General features: G+C 36.9%; 16 protein-coding genes. All 16 read left to right on the forward strand.

Annotated features, from left to right (window positions below; genetic code table 11):
• Window positions 1-57: 57 nt before the first annotated feature.
• Window positions 58-393: a PadR family transcriptional regulator gene (locus GGR22_RS07535; protein WP_182493147.1), complete on the forward strand. Its 336-nt coding sequence runs from the start codon at window positions 58-60 to the stop codon at window positions 391-393.
• Window positions 393-1,091, forward strand: coding sequence for a hypothetical protein (locus tag GGR22_RS07540; RefSeq protein ID WP_182493148.1), 699 nt, complete (start codon window positions 393-395; stop codon window positions 1,089-1,091). The genes GGR22_RS07535 and GGR22_RS07540 overlap by 1 nt, the downstream gene beginning before the upstream one ends.
• Window positions 1,092-1,145: 54 nt before the next feature.
• Window positions 1,146-2,618 carry a DUF5687 family protein gene (locus tag GGR22_RS07545; protein WP_182493149.1) on the forward strand — a complete coding sequence of 491 codons (1,473 nt, stop codon included), beginning with the start codon at window positions 1,146-1,148 and terminating at the stop codon, window positions 2,616-2,618.
• Between the two features lie 40 nt (window positions 2,619-2,658).
• A complete protein-coding gene (locus GGR22_RS07550) occupies window positions 2,659-3,354 on the forward strand; it encodes an ABC transporter ATP-binding protein (protein WP_182493150.1) in 696 nt (231 codons plus the stop codon).
• 186 nt (window positions 3,355-3,540) lie between these two features.
• Window positions 3,541-6,192 carry a type IX secretion system periplasmic lipoprotein PorW/SprE gene (gene porW / locus GGR22_RS07555; protein WP_182493151.1) on the forward strand — a complete coding sequence of 884 codons (2,652 nt, stop codon included), beginning with the start codon at window positions 3,541-3,543 and terminating at the stop codon, window positions 6,190-6,192.
• Window position 6,193: 1 nt separating this feature from the next.
• Window positions 6,194-6,604, forward strand: coding sequence for a bactofilin family protein (locus tag GGR22_RS07560; protein WP_121375747.1), 411 nt, complete (start codon window positions 6,194-6,196; stop codon window positions 6,602-6,604).
• Entirely contained in the window at window positions 6,567-6,797 is a 231-nt protein-coding gene (locus GGR22_RS07565; protein ID WP_317125110.1) for an AtpZ/AtpI family protein, read from the forward strand. The genes GGR22_RS07560 and GGR22_RS07565 overlap by 38 nt, the downstream gene beginning before the upstream one ends.
• On the forward strand, window positions 6,797-7,180 hold the full coding sequence (locus tag GGR22_RS07570; protein WP_220477631.1) for a hypothetical protein: 384 nt from the start codon (window positions 6,797-6,799) through the stop codon (window positions 7,178-7,180). The genes GGR22_RS07565 and GGR22_RS07570 overlap by 1 nt, the downstream gene beginning before the upstream one ends.
• Before the next feature lie 134 nt (window positions 7,181-7,314).
• On the forward strand, window positions 7,315-8,460 hold the full coding sequence (gene atpB / locus GGR22_RS07575; RefSeq protein ID WP_182493152.1) for a F0F1 ATP synthase subunit A: 1,146 nt from the start codon (window positions 7,315-7,317) through the stop codon (window positions 8,458-8,460).
• Between the two features lie 39 nt (window positions 8,461-8,499).
• The gene (gene atpE, locus GGR22_RS07580; RefSeq protein WP_044401428.1) at window positions 8,500-8,700 is read left to right on the forward strand and encodes an ATP synthase F0 subunit C; all 201 of its coding nucleotides are present in this window, start codon (window positions 8,500-8,502) and stop codon (window positions 8,698-8,700) included.
• Window positions 8,701-8,781: 81 nt separating this feature from the next.
• Window positions 8,782-9,273, forward strand: a complete 492-nt coding sequence (locus tag GGR22_RS07585; protein WP_121375750.1) for a F0F1 ATP synthase subunit B — start codon at window positions 8,782-8,784, stop codon at window positions 9,271-9,273.
• 1 nt (window position 9,274) lies between these two features.
• Complete coding sequence (gene atpH / locus GGR22_RS07590) at window positions 9,275-9,808, forward strand: ATP synthase F1 subunit delta (protein ID WP_182493153.1); 534 nt, start codon at window positions 9,275-9,277, stop codon at window positions 9,806-9,808.
• 38 nt (window positions 9,809-9,846) lie between these two features.
• The gene (gene atpA, locus GGR22_RS07595; RefSeq protein ID WP_121375752.1) at window positions 9,847-11,424 is read left to right on the forward strand and encodes a F0F1 ATP synthase subunit alpha; all 1,578 of its coding nucleotides are present in this window, start codon (window positions 9,847-9,849) and stop codon (window positions 11,422-11,424) included.
• A 92-nt stretch (window positions 11,425-11,516) separates the two neighbouring features.
• Complete coding sequence (gene atpG, locus GGR22_RS07600; RefSeq protein ID WP_121375753.1) at window positions 11,517-12,374, forward strand: ATP synthase F1 subunit gamma; 858 nt, start codon at window positions 11,517-11,519, stop codon at window positions 12,372-12,374.
• Between the two features lie 119 nt (window positions 12,375-12,493).
• Window positions 12,494-13,957, forward strand: coding sequence for a lipopolysaccharide biosynthesis protein (locus GGR22_RS07605; RefSeq protein ID WP_182493154.1), 1,464 nt, complete (start codon window positions 12,494-12,496; stop codon window positions 13,955-13,957).
• 37 nt (window positions 13,958-13,994) lie between these two features.
• The gene (gene dut, locus GGR22_RS07610; RefSeq protein ID WP_182493155.1) at window positions 13,995-14,429 is read left to right on the forward strand and encodes a dUTP diphosphatase; all 435 of its coding nucleotides are present in this window, start codon (window positions 13,995-13,997) and stop codon (window positions 14,427-14,429) included.
• Window positions 14,430-14,478 lie beyond the last annotated feature (49 nt).

Here is a 14,478-nt window from a genome sequence, read left to right on the forward strand (position 1 = left end):
TACCTAACTATTTTATGTATAAGAAACTTATGTATATTTGCTTTCTAATGCTGAAAAATGAAAAACTCTCAATTGTATAAAGGAAGCCTTAATACCATAATAATGAAATTATTAGGGGAAAACGGGCGAATGTATGGTTATGAAATCACGCAGAAAGTGAAAGAAATAACCAAAGGGGAATTGAATATTACTGAAGGCGCTCTTTATCCGGCATTGCACAAATTAGAAGCCGAAGGATTGCTAGATGTTGAGGTTGAAAAAGTGGATAATCGTCTTCGGAAATATTATAAGCTGACAGAAAGCGGCCAAACCGAAACGGTAAATCGCCTGGCAGAACTAGAAGAATTTATAAAAAACATGCAAAGTATAGTAAATCCAAAACTAAGCTATTGATGAAATTAAACGAACAGCAAATCGACCGATTATATCAATTCACGCGACAGCATTTTGTAGAGTGGTATGACCTGCAATCGGAATTGGTAGACCATTTGGCCAATTCAATCGAAGATAGGTGGAAAGAAAATCCGAAATTGACTTTTGAAGAAGCATTACAGTTAGAATTCAAGAAATTCGGGATTTTCGGATTTATGGATGTTGTCGAAGAACGCCAGAAATTCTTAGGAAAAAAATACGCAAGGATAATTTGGAAATACTATAAGGAGTTTTTCCGATTGCCTAAAATTCTCCTGACTTTGGGAGCCATGTATGCCTTATATATTCTTTCTGAAGCTTTGCAGGATACCCAAATTCTATATCTCTGTGTTTTGGGCGTTATTGGATTTGTGTCTAGCTTCGAAATTTATAAAGTCACCAAAGCCCAAAGATTACGAGAGAAAGCAACAGGAAAAAAATGGCTTTTTGAACAAACGGCCAGTATTTTTGATATTTACCCGATTACGTTCTTGCCGGTACAGATAGTCAATTTATCAGGCGCTTTTGGCGATGCGAATTGGAATAGAGGAACAGCGATTTTTGGTGCTGTAATTCTAGTGTTATTTGCACTTTTACTATATGTACAGTGGAAAGTCGTACATAAAAAAATGTCAGAAGAAATGGGCCGAATCTATCCTGAATATGAAATCTCAAAATAAAGTGTAACGTTTACATTTTTTATTCTACTAATCCACAAAACCAAACCAAACAAGATGTTCAAAAAATTCCTCATGCTCGAATGGAAGTCTTTTTTCCGTTCGGCTTCCTTCAGGACCAACCTCGCTTTAAAAATACTGATGGTTTTTGGAGCGATTTATTTCACCTTGATTTTCCTTTTTATGGGAATCGGCGTGTTCTATCTGATTAAAGAAGAACTCAACCTGGATCCTATTCTTGTCGTGAACCGATATCTGATCTATTATATCCTTTTAGATCTGATGATACGGCTTTTTCTTCAGAAGATTCCAGTGATGAATATTCGTCCGCTATTGACATTGCCGATCAAAAAATCAACCATCGTAAACTTTGCTTTAGGAAAGACGATATTGTCGTTTTTTAACTTCGTACATTGCTTTTTCTTCGTGCCGTTTTCAATCGTACTGGTCATAGAAGGATACGATATTGTCAGCATAATTCTTTGGCATATAGCTTTGATGGGGTTAGTCTATGCGAATAACTTCTTCAATATTCTATTAAACAATAAAGACTATCTTTTCCTTATCTTTATTGGAGCCGTGTTGGCTTTGGGAACTTTGCAATATTACGGTCTGTTTGATATTACGAGTTATACGTCGGTTTTCTTTCAAGGATTGTTCGATACGAAATACCTTTTCTTTTTACCGATTGTTTTATTGATTTCTTTATATCTTATCACGTATACTTACTTCAAGAAAAACCTTCATTTAGATACGGGACTTTCTTCAAAACACAGCGTAGCCAAAACCGAACAATATACTTGGCTAAACCAATTTGGAACGATTGGTACATTCCTTAAAAATGACATCCGATTGATCAAGCGAAACAAGCGTTCTAAAACCACGATTTTTATGAGTGTCCTGTTTCTTTTTTATGGATTGCTTTTCTTTTCTGGAGGAATTGAATCTTACGATAATCCGATGATGCACATGTTTGCAGGGATTTTTGTAACGGGCGGCTTTTTATTCACTTTTGGCCAATTCGTGCCAAGCTGGGATAGCGCCTATTATCCACTGATGATGACTCAGAACATTCCGTATAAAGGATATCTGAATTCAAAATGGTGGCTGATTGTTATAGCAACGGCAGTTTCGACAGTGATCGCTTCTTTTTATCTCTATTTTGGATTAGAAATCTATCTGATTATTATTGTTGGAGCGGTTTACAATATTGGTGTAAACTCTCATTTAGTATTGCTTGGCGGCGCATTCACTAAAACTCCGGTTGACTTAAATTCTGGCAAAGGAGCTTTTGGAGATAAAAAAGCGTTCAACGCAAAAACAATGCTCATCTCTTTGCCAAAATTATTGCTCCCGATGATTATCTATGCCTTAGGTTACTATTTGATCAATCCGACAATGGGACTGGTATTGGTGGCCTTGACAGGAGTTTTAGGATTTGCCCTAAGAAATAAGGTTTTTACAATGATTGAAAAAGTGTATAAAACCGAAAAATATAAAACAATAGACGCTTACAAGCAAAAAGGATAATTCGAACACTAAAAATCTAACGATATAAAACATCGAAAAAATGATACAAGCAAAAAATCTTTCAAAAGCATATAACGGAACAACCGTATTAAAAATAGACCATCTTGAAATCCAAAAAGGCGAAAGCTTCGGATTGGTCGGAAATAATGGCGCTGGGAAAACTACATTTTTCAGCCTGTTGCTTGATTTGATTCAGCCAACAACAGGAGAAATCATCAATAGCGGTTTCAGAGTCGACCAAAGCGAAAACTGGAAAACCCTGACTGCTTCTTTCCTAGACGAAAGCTTCTTGATCGGTTATCTGACTCCAGAAGAATATTTCTATTTCATAGGCGATTTGCGCGGGCAAAATAAAGCCGATGTAGATGCTTTGTTGAAAAAACATGAAGAGTTTTTCAATGGCGAAATCCTGAACAGCAAAAAATACATCCGCGATTTCTCAAAAGGAAACCAAAAGAAAGTCGGAATCATTGCCACATTGATAGGCAATCCGGAAGTTATCATCCTAGACGAACCTTTCGCTAACCTTGACCCGACTACACAGTTTAGGCTTAAAAAAATAATTAAAGAACTGGCTGACAATCCAGAAATTACGGTATTGGTCTCAAGCCACGACCTTCTCCATACCGTTGAGGTATCCAATAGAATTGTTGCCCTTCAAAAAGGCGAGATCGTAAAAGACATCCAGACATCAGCAGAAACGCTAGAAGAATTAGAACGATTCTTTGCTGTCTAATTGAAATTACAAAAGGCCTCGATTACGAGGCTTTTTTTTGCATTAAATAGCCGTGTCAAGGATAAGAAAACATTACGAAGCGCAAAAAATCGCCTATTTTTTTCCCCATATCAAAAAGAAACGTATTTTTACCAGTCATTATACTAAAACTGACTTTTAAAAGTTAAAGAATAAAAACGTTTGACATTGAAAACCAACATACTTAAATACGCCCTTCTGCTTGGATTTTTTGCTTTTTTGATAGCTTGTTCTACAAAAAAAGACACCTTCATTAACAGAAACATGCATGCTCTGAGCACAGAATACAATATTTTGTATAATGGCGAAATTGCGCTGCAGGCAGGAATTACCGAGCTGAAAACACAGTATAAAGATAATTTTTGGGAAATTCTTCCAGTAGAAAGGATGCAGGTAAATCAAGAAACCATGCTTCCGGGCGACAAAAAGAACCCGAATTTTGAGCGCGCAGAAACAAAAGCCATCAAGGCGATTCAAAAACATTCGATGTATATTGAAGGAGGCGAAAAAAACCCTCAAATGGACGAAGCGCATCTTTTGCTTGGAAAAGCACGTTATTATGACCAAAGATTTGTGCCAGCTTTGGAGGCCTTCAACTACATCCTATACAAATATCCAAATAGCGATAAGATTTACGAAGCAAAAATCTGGAGAGAAAAGACCAACATGCGAATGGAAAATGATGCCTTGGCGGTAAAAAACCTTCGTAAGCTTTTGGAAGAAATAAAATTTAAAGACCAGATTTTTGCAGATGCAAATGCAACTCTAGCACAAGCGTTCCTTAATATTGAAGAAAAAGACAGTGCCATTTCAAAATTAAAGCTGGCAGTAGAATATACTAAAGAAAGCGAAGAAAGAGCAAGATATTATTTTATTCTAGGACAGCTTTACGATTCACAGCAGCAAAAAGATAGTGCTATTGCGGCCTACCAGTCAGTAATTGACATGAAAAGGAAATCGCCTCGTCGTTATGTTATCCAGGCACATGCAAAACAAGCCCAATATTTTGACTATAAATCGGGCGACACTTTAGCCTTTGTCGAAAAATACAACGACCTTTTAGAAGATAGAGAAAACAGGCCTTACCTTGATGTCATCAATCACCAGATGGGATTGTTTTATGACGCTCTTGAAAAAGATGAGGAAGCGAAAAAATACTACAATAAGTCCTTAAGAGCAAATTCTCAAGATAACTATCAGATTGCTTCCAACTATAGAAACTTGGCAGAAATCAATTTCAATGATGCGAAATATTCTGTAGCCGGACAATATTATGACAGCACGCTGGTGCGTATGGATCAAAGAACTCGTGAATATAAGGCAATCAAAAAGAAAAGAGAAAATCTTGTTGATGTAATCAAATACGAAGCAATTGCTAAAACAAATGACAGCATATTGCACATTGTTGCTTTATCAGATGATGGTAAAAAAAGCTTCTTTGACGAAGTCATTGCACGCTTGAAAAAGGAAGATGAAGAAAAGGCAAAAAAAGCATTATTAGTTAGCCAATCCCAACCGGCAGGTGTACAAAATTCTGATGCAACAGATGAAGAAGTCCTTAAAAGCGCTTCAAAAGCCATGTCAAACAAAAGCAAGCAGGCGGCACTAGCTGAAGAAATGAGCATGGCTCCTCCGGCAGTTGGTGGTTCTACCGCATCGAACTTCTATTTCTACAATCCGACCACGGTAGCTTACGGAAAAAACGAGTTTAGAAAAAATTGGGGCAACAGGACGCTGAAAGACAATTGGAGACTTTCTCAAGGGAAAAGCAAAATTGGTTTTGGCAATGACGATACAGGTAGCGAAGAGGTTGCTTCAAGTGAGGAAACCGATACCAAAGAAGAAAAAATTGATGTCCGTTATACTGTAGATTATTATTTGAAACAGCTTCCTACAGAACAAAAAGCAATCGACAGCTTGGCAAAAGAAAGAAACTTTGCCTATTATCAATTAGGACTTATATACAAAGATAAATTCAAGAGATACGAACTGGCCACAGGAAGGCTTGAAAAACTATTGGAGAACAATCCAGAAGAAAGACTGATCTTGCCATCGATGTACAATCTGTATAAGATTTATGAAGTGACAAACAGAGAGAAGGCCGAAGCGATGAAACAAAGAATCATTTCACAATATCCAGAATCGCGCTATGCTACCATATTAAAAAGCTCACCGGCAGATTTGATCAAAGCCAACGATACGCCCGACGCAGCTTATAATAAACTGTTTAAGATATATGAATCGGCGCAATACCAAGCTGTCATAACAGAAAGTGATGCGTTGATCGAGCTGTATGCAGGCGAAGATATTATACCAAAAATTGAATTGCTTAAGGCTAATACGATTGGTAAACTAAAAGGTTTGGAAGAATACAAAGGCGCCTTAAATTATGTAGCTCTGAACTATCCAAACAGCAAAGAAGGTAAAGAAGCTGAGAGTCTTTTGGCAACCAATATTCCACAATTGGAAACGATTGCTTTTGACAAAGAAATTCCGGTTAGCTGGAAAATACTGTACAAAGTTGGGTCAAATCCAGACGATAAAAACACAAAAATCCTTCAAGACAAAATCAAGAAATTTGTTTCGGAAAGGACAATCGACAAGCTTTCCACATCTTTTGATGTCTATACTGTAAATGAAAGTTTTGTAGCAATTCACGGAATCAAGACTGAAGAAAACGCAAAAGACATTGCTTCAATATTAAAAGATTATAAAGATTACAAGATTGCTGACAACGCCATAATTATTTCAAACGAAAATTATAAAGTCGTTCAGATCAAGAAAAATCTTGTTGATTACTTAACAATCAAAAAGCCATAAAATGTTTGATAAGAATCCCAAATCCTATACAGACCTTTTAGGGAAAACCAACAGGATTGTTGAAGGAACCGTCATAAAAGGCGATATCATCTCTCAAGCTGATTTTAGGCTTGACGGAGAGCTCATCGGCAACTTTCAGTCCAAAGGCAAAATTGTAATAGGCCCAGCCGGTAAAGTCATCGGAGACATCATCTGCAGGAATGCCGACATAGAAGGGAAATTCGACGGCAAGATAGAAGTGATGGAAATCCTCAATGTAAAATCCAAAGCAAAAATCTACGGCGAAGTCATTGTTGGGAAACTGTCGGTTGAACCTGGAGCAGAATTCAGTGCGTCCTGCGCAATGAAAGCCAATGTGAAAAACCTAAATCCAAATGATGGAAAACAACGACCAGAAGAAAAAATCGCTTAGCAAATGGGCTGCATTGATGAATATCCCTTTTCAGATGGGAATCATCATTTTCGCATTTACCTATTTGGGAATGTGGCTAGATGAAAAATATTCAAACGGTTCTTCTATTTGGACGATTGTATTGTCTCTGTTTTCGGTTTTTATAGCACTTTATAATGTAATCCGGCAGGTAAAAAATCTAAACAAAAAATAATGCACAAGTTATTCGCTTTTCTAAAATACTTTATCCCTTTTTCAGTAATCCTTTTTGTTGCGCAATTTTTTATCACAGAAAAGCTATTTGTAGGCACGGTTTTTTTCTATCAGACGTGGAGTATTTATGCTTTTCATATTATCGCAACGCTTCTGATTTATCTTTTCCTTCTTTTTGTAAATAAAAATTTCTTTGATAAGACAGGTTTTGCCTTCTTGGCAGGAAGCGTTCTTAAGATGATGGCGGCTGTAGTTTTTCTGGTTCCGCTGATTCAGTCTGACGTAAATGACCCTATAATTGATGTTGCGACCTTTTTTATTCCGTATTTTTTATTCCTTTTTTTCGAAACAATTTTTGCAATTCGTTTAATAAACAATCGCTAATTGTCGTGAATATTAAAGAATTATTATTCAAATGCCAATTTACTAAAAATTATATTGATATATTTTCAAGTATGAATTAAATATGTACCTTTGCAAAAATTTTTGAAACGTAAAATTAGATACACAATTTAATAATGGTAATTTCAAATAAACCACTCCAATTCATTTTAGCTGCTTTTTTAGCGTGTATTCCCTTGGCGAGCTTCGGTAATACAACGGTTGACAGTATTTATGTTAAAACTGAAGCGGCAAATCCTGTACACGGAAGCCACAAAGAATTAAATGCCCACGAAGAGGAAGAGTTTAATGCAAGCGAATTGATTAATTCGCACATTGGAGATTCTCATGATTTCCACATTGCAGATTGGAATGGCCATCCGATATCGTTCAGCCTTCCGGTAATCTTATGGACGGATAACGGATTGACGATTTTTTCTTCAAAAGAATTCCACCACGACAATACAGGTCACCACGTAGTTTCTGTAAACGGTCAAAATTTTGTTCGCTACAACGAAGTGATTTTTTACGCAGATAAATTTGAGACATTGACGCAAGATGAAAAAGGAGCTTTCAATTTTGAAGCAAGACCTTTGGATTTCTCAATCACTAAAAATGTCTTTTCAATGCTGATGTCGGCAATCGTACTTTTCTTGTTGTTCTCTGCTGTTGCACGTTCGTACAAGAAAAACAAATTGGCGCCTAAAGGATTAGCTGGTTTCTTGGAGCCGTTAGTTACTTTCGTTAGAGACGACATTGCGATTCCAAATATCGGTCATAAGAAATATGCGAAATACATGCCATACCTTTTGACGATATTCTTCTTCATCTGGATTAACAACCTTATCGGTTTGATTCCGTTCTTCCCATTCAGCTCTAACTTGACAGGAAATATATTCTTTACTTTCGTAATGGCGTTGATTACTTTTATAGTAACAACTCTAAGCGGAAACAAATACTACTGGAAACACATCTTGCTTCCTCCAGTTCCAAAAGCATTATATCCGATCATGGTTCCGATTGAAATTATCGGTATGATCACCAAGCCTTTCGCATTGATGATTCGTTTATTTGCGAATATTACTGCAGGCCACATTATCATTTTAAGTTTAGTTTCTTTGATATTCATCTTTAAGACAGTAGCGATTTCTCCAGTATCTGGTGCTTTCGTATTGTTCATGAGTGTCTTGGAAATGTTAGTTGCAGCATTGCAAGCCTATGTGTTTACATTGTTGACAGCGTTGTTTATTGGTCAAGCTGTAGAAGAGCATGATCATCATTAATTGAGTTTTATTAATTATTAACTATATAAATTTATTATTATGGTATTAGCTGGAATCGGTGCTGGATTAGCTGCAATTGGAGCAGGAATTGGTATTGGAAAAATTGGTGGATCTGCAATGGATGCTATTGCTCGTCAGCCAGAAGCTACTTCAAAAATTCAAACTGCTATGATTATCGCAGCTGCACTTATCGAAGGTGTTGCTCTTTTCGCAGTAGTTGTTGCATTAATTGCAAAGTAATTTAAAGTAAATAAAACTTCCTGAAACGGTTGGTTTCAGGAAGTTTTTTAAAAAAGACAAACAAATTAAATATATAAGTTTATGAATTTTACTGCACCAGAGAGTTTAGTTTTTTGGACAACAATTATCTTCATAGTTTTCTTTATTCTTTTAAGAAAATTTGCTTGGAAGCCTATTTTAGGAGCTGTAAAAGGACGTGAGGAATCAATCAACAATGCATTGGCATCTGCTGAAGCAGCGCGTAAAGAAATGCAAAATCTTACTGCAGACAACGAGCGTATCTTGCAAGAAGCTCGCATGGAGCGTGATGCTTTATTAAAAGAAGCTCGCGAAATGAAAGAGAAAATGATTGCAGATTCTAAACATGAAGCACAAATTCAAGGAGAAAGAATGATCGAGCAGGCAAAAACTGCTATCGAAGCTGAGAAAAATGCAGCTATGGCTGAATTGAAATCTCAAGTTTCATCGTTGTCTCTTGAAATTGCTGAAAAATTATTGAAAGACGAATTGTCTAACAAAGAAGCTCAAACCAAATTGGTTGAGAAAATGTTAGGTGACGTAAAATTAAACTAATATGTCAGGAACTAGAGCAGCGATTCGATACGCAAAAGCAATTTTAGATTTAGCGCTAACCAATGGAGCAGCGCAAGAGGTCTATAATGATATGACTTCGATTGCATCAACAGTAGCTGGTAATGAAGAATTGAATACGTTCATTCAAAACCCTACTATCGGAGTTGGTGTAAAAGAGGCAGCCCTGACAGAAGTTTTTTCAGGAGTAAATGGAGTGACTAAAGGTCTTTTCCACTTGCTTTTCGAAAACAAAAGATTTGAAATTCTTGTTGCTATTGCGTCACAGTACAAAATTCAGTTTGATGAAATGAATGGCCTTGAAGTAGCGAAAGTAACTACTGCAATTCCAATGGATTCTAGCTTAGAAGCTAAAGTTTCTGAGAAAATCAAAGAATTTTCAGATAAGAAGATTACCATCGAAAATATCGTAGATCCGTCCATCATCGGAGGATTTATCTTAAGAATAGGCGACAAGCAATACAATGCTTCAATTGCCAACAGATTACAAGTTTTAAAAAGAGAGTTTAGTAATTAGTTTTACCACACGATAAAGTGTATAAATTATAAAACAAAATGGCGGAAATTAAACCTGCTGAAATTTCAGCAATATTAAAAAAGCAATTATCAGGTTTTGAATCTGGTGCTACGCTGGAAGAAGTTGGAACAGTACTTCAAGTTGGAGATGGTATTGCTCGTGTTTACGGGCTTTCAAATGTTCAATACGGTGAGCTAGTAGAATTTGATAACGGTATGGAAGGTATCGTTTTGAACTTGGAAGAAGATAATGTGGGTGTCGTTCTTTTAGGACCATCAACAGGAATCAAAGAAGGTTCTACAGCAAAAAGAACACAGCGTATTGCTTCGCTTAAAGTTGGTGAAGAAATGGTAGGCCGTGTAGTAAACACGCTAGGACAACCAATCGATGGTAAAGGTCCTATCGGTGGAACACTATATGAGATGCCATTGGAAAGAAAAGCTCCAGGAGTTATCTTCCGTCAGCCAGTAACTGAACCATTACAGACAGGTGTAAAAGCTGTTGATGCAATGATCCCAGTTGGTCGTGGACAAAGAGAGCTTGTGATTGGTGACCGTCAAACTGGTAAATCAACAGTTTGTTTGGATACTATCCTAAACCAAAAAGAATTTTATGATGCAGGTCAGCCTGTATTCTGTATATATGTTGCAATTGGGCAAAAAGCTTCAACTGTAGCAGGAATTGCTAAAACATTAGAAGAAAAAGGTGCAATGGCGTATACGGTTATTGTTGCAGCTAACGCTTCTGATCCAGCTCCGATGCAAGTGTATGCTCCTTTCGCAGGTGCTGCAATTGGAGAATACTTCAGAGACTCTGGACGTCCAGCATTGATTGTTTATGATGATTTATCTAAACAAGCGGTAGCTTACCGTGAGGTTTCTCTTCTTTTGAGAAGACCACCAGGACGTGAGGCTTACCCTGGAGACGTTTTCTACCTTCACTCAAGATTGTTAGAAAGAGCTTGTAAAGTGATCGCTAATGATGACATTGCTAAGAATATGAACGACTTGCCAGATTCGTTGAAACCAATCGTAAAAGGTGGTGGATCGTTGACTGCATTGCCAATCATCGAAACTCAAGCGGGTGACGTTTCTGCATATATCCCAACAAACGTAATCTCGATTACTGACGGACAAATTTTCTTGGAGTCTGACTTGTTCAACTCTGGAGTCCGTCCTGCGATCAACGTAGGTATCTCTGTATCTCGTGTTGGAGGTAACGCTCAGATCAAATCAATGAAAAAAGTAGCAGGTACTTTGAAACTAGATCAAGCACAATTCCGTGAATTGGAAGCGTTCGCTAAATTTGGTTCTGACTTGGATGCTGTTACATTAAACGTAATTGAAAAAGGTAGAAGAAACGTGGAAATCTTGAAACAAGGTTTGAACGATCCGTATACTGTTGAAGATCAAGTTGCGATTATCTACGCAGGTTCTAAAAACTTATTGAGAAACGTTCCTGTAAACAAAGTAAAAGAATTTGAGAAAGATTTCTTAGAGTTCTTGAACAACAAACATAGAGATACTCTTGATGCTTTGAAAGCTGGTAAACTAGATGACAAAATCACTGATGTTATCGAGAACGTAGCTAAAGAAGTTTCAGCGAAATATAACTAAATTAGTCAAACGTCTTAAAGACAAAAGTCTAAAGGTTCAGTACTTTTAATACACTTTTGTCTTTATGACTTATGACTTTAGACTAAAATAAAATGGCAAACTTAAAGGAAATCCGTAATAGAATTACTTCCGTTTCATCAACGATGCAGATTACATCGGCGATGAAAATGGTTTCTGCTGCAAAGCTTAAGAAAGCGCAAGATGCCATCACGGCCATGCGTCCTTATGCCGAAAAACTAACTGAATTGTTGCAAAACGTCAGTGCTTCTCTTGACGGAGAAAGCGGCGGTAAATATTCTGACCAAAGACCTGTAAACAAAATTCTTATCGTTGCAATTACTTCTAACAGAGGTTTGAGCGGTGCTTTCAACTCTAACGTAGTGAAAGAAACTAAGAATCTTGTGCAAAATTATGCAGGAAAAAAGGTTGATTTTATTACCATCGGTAAAAAAGGTAATGACATTATCAAAAAGACAAATAACGTAATTATTAATAATAACGGTGTATTTGACGATTTGACTTTCCACAATGTTGCCGAAATTGCAGAACAATTAATGAAGCTGTATGCAGACGGAAGCTATGACAAGATTGAATTAGTTTACAATCAGTTCAAGAATGCTGCTACGCAAATTATCATTACTGAGCAATTTTTGCCAATCGTTCCAGTGAAATCAGAAAGCAAAAATCAAGTAGATTACCTTTTTGAACCGTCAAAAGAACAAATCATTGAAGAGTTGATTCCTCGTTCATTAAAAACGCAATTGTACAAAGCCATCAGAGATTCTTTCGCTTCAGAGCACGGAGCTCGTATGACGGCAATGCACAAAGCAACTGATAACGCGACAGAATTGAGAAACCAATTGAAATTGACTTACAACAAAGCACGTCAGGCAGCAATTACCAATGAAATCCTAGAAATTGTTGGTGGAGCAGAAGCTTTGAAATCATAAAGAATATTTTTTCTAAAAGAAAAGCCGGCTTTTTGCTGGCTTTTTTTATTATTGAATTTCTGGTGTATCAAAAACCAAAGAATTAGCTATTTTTGTTAAATAAATTTGACAAACCTATTTTGAGCTTATATAAAAATCTTTTCAAGCAGACAGCGATTTACGGACTTGCAACGGTTGTTCCAAGAATGTTCAGCTTTTTCTTAGTGCCGCTGTATACCGAGCTGTTGCCAAAAGCCGAATATGGGCAGGTCAATATTATTTTTGCTTACCTGATTTTTTTCAATGTCATTTTAGCCTACGGAATGGAGACTTCTTTCTTTAGGTTTTACAATACAGAAGACGACAAAAAAACGGTTGTCGAAACCTCGACAGTTTCTATTTTTTGGACAACGTTGCTCTTTTTAGCCGTAGCGCTGCTTTTCAGAACTTCAGTGTCAGAATTCTTAGATATAGATGTGCAATATATCACGTATGTTATCTGGATATTGGCACTCGATGCATTAGTGATTATCCCGTTTTCAAAGTTAAGAGCAAGACAAAAGCCGATGTTTTATGCCACAATCAAGATTGGGAATGTAGCCGTAAACTTGGGACTCAATCTCTTTTTCTTGATTTATCTTCCTGAAATAGCCAAGGAAAACCCAGACAGTTTTATCAGTTCTTTATACTTTGAAGATTTTCAGGTTGGATACATATTTGTCTCCAACATCGTTGCCAGTCTGCTTACATTGTTGGTTCTCTTACCAAACTATCTCCACGTCAAATGGCACTTTGATTTTCAGCTTTGGAAAAAGATGATGCGTTATGGCTTTCCTATCATGATTGCCGGAATTGCCTTTGCCATCAACGATCAGTTTGATAAGATATTGCTAAAATATTTACTTCCGCCCGCTACAGCAGAAGAACAGGTCGGAATTTATTCGGCTTGTTATAAGCTCGGGCTTTTTATGGTTTTGTTTAGGACGGCGTATACTTTAGGAATTGAACCTTTCTTTTTCAGCCATGCTTCTAATGAAAACGCCTCGCAGACCTATGCTACCATCACGAAATACTTTGTGATATTTGGCTCTTTGATGACATTGGCTGTTATTGTTTTTGCAGATGTCCTAAAGCTTGTTATGATTCGCGACTCTTCTTTCTGGGATGCTATGGGCGTTGTGCCGCTTATTATATTGGCCAACTTTTTTCTCGGGATTTATACCAATCTTTCCGTTTGGTACAAGCTTACGAACCAAACGCACATTGGCGCCTATATTTCAATCGTTGGAGCCATCATAACATTAGCCTTAAACTACTTATTGATTCCTTCTATCGGCTACTATGGCTCTGCAATTGCCACAATCGCGGCCTACGGAAGCATGATGCTTATTTCGTATACGTTAGGAAACAAATACTACCCGATTCCGTATGACAAGAAAAAAATAGGAGCCTACTTAGCGATTTCTATTCTTTTTTCGTTTATCTATTTTTATGGATTCAGAGAAAATTACTGGGTAGGAATACCAATGCTAATCCTATTCATGTACTTTATCTATTTCAATGAAAAAGAAACCATACTCAGGATTATAAAAAGAAAAGCGTAAGTACTAAATTTATCTAAAACCTTTTACCTTTATACAGATGACCATTAAAATCATAAACAAATCCCAACATTCACTGCCGAATTATGAAACGTTAGCTTCGGCAGGAATGGACTTGAGAGCAAACCTTTCAGAATCGATTACATTAGCGCCGTTAGAAAGAGCAATCGTAAAAACCGGACTTTTTATTGAATTGCCTATCGGTTACGAAGCACAAGTTCGTCCACGTAGCGGTCTTGCGGCTAAAAAAGGAATAACAGTCCTAAATTCTCCAGGAACAGTTGATGCCGATTATAGAGGTGAAATTGGAGTGATTTTAGTAAATTTATCAAACGAAGCTTTTGTTGTTGAAAATGGCGAAAGAATCGCACAATTAATTATTGCAAAACATGAAAGAGCCGTCTGGCTTGAAGTGGAAGAGTTATCTGAAACTTCTAGAGGAGAAGGCGGATTTGGCAGTACTGGAGTAAAGTAAGTATACCCTCTACGTATTTCAAAATTCAAGATTCCAAGTTGAAAATTTC

It is taken from the genome of Flavobacterium gossypii (assembly GCF_014138495.1).
Taxonomy (GTDB): Bacteria; Bacteroidota; Bacteroidia; order Flavobacteriales; family Flavobacteriaceae; genus Flavobacterium; species Flavobacterium endophyticum.

Excerpts from the sequence above, each read along its gene's own strand:
- GGR22_RS07535 (WP_182493147.1), top strand. The coding sequence starts at position 58 with ATGAAAAACTCTCAATTGTATAAAGGAAGCCTTAATACCATAATAATG.
- GGR22_RS07540 (WP_182493148.1), top strand. The coding sequence starts at position 393 with ATGAAATTAAACGAACAGCAAATCGACCGATTATATCAATTCACGCGA.
- GGR22_RS07545 (WP_182493149.1), top strand. The coding sequence starts at position 1,146 with ATGTTCAAAAAATTCCTCATGCTCGAATGGAAGTCTTTTTTCCGTTCG.
- GGR22_RS07550 (WP_182493150.1), top strand. The coding sequence starts at position 2,659 with ATGATACAAGCAAAAAATCTTTCAAAAGCATATAACGGAACAACCGTA.
- GGR22_RS07560 (WP_121375747.1), top strand. The coding sequence starts at position 6,194 with ATGTTTGATAAGAATCCCAAATCCTATACAGACCTTTTAGGGAAAACC.
- GGR22_RS07565 (WP_317125110.1), top strand. The coding sequence starts at position 6,567 with ATGATGGAAAACAACGACCAGAAGAAAAAATCGCTTAGCAAATGGGCT.
- GGR22_RS07570 (WP_220477631.1), top strand. The coding sequence starts at position 6,797 with ATGCACAAGTTATTCGCTTTTCTAAAATACTTTATCCCTTTTTCAGTA.
- atpB (WP_182493152.1), top strand. The coding sequence starts at position 7,315 with ATGGTAATTTCAAATAAACCACTCCAATTCATTTTAGCTGCTTTTTTA.
- atpE (WP_044401428.1), top strand. The coding sequence starts at position 8,500 with ATGGTATTAGCTGGAATCGGTGCTGGATTAGCTGCAATTGGAGCAGGA.
- GGR22_RS07585 (WP_121375750.1), top strand. The coding sequence starts at position 8,782 with ATGAATTTTACTGCACCAGAGAGTTTAGTTTTTTGGACAACAATTATC.
- atpH (WP_182493153.1), top strand. The coding sequence starts at position 9,275 with ATGTCAGGAACTAGAGCAGCGATTCGATACGCAAAAGCAATTTTAGAT.
- atpA (WP_121375752.1), top strand. The coding sequence starts at position 9,847 with ATGGCGGAAATTAAACCTGCTGAAATTTCAGCAATATTAAAAAAGCAA.
- atpG (WP_121375753.1), top strand. The coding sequence starts at position 11,517 with ATGGCAAACTTAAAGGAAATCCGTAATAGAATTACTTCCGTTTCATCA.
- dut (WP_182493155.1), top strand. The coding sequence starts at position 13,995 with ATGACCATTAAAATCATAAACAAATCCCAACATTCACTGCCGAATTAT.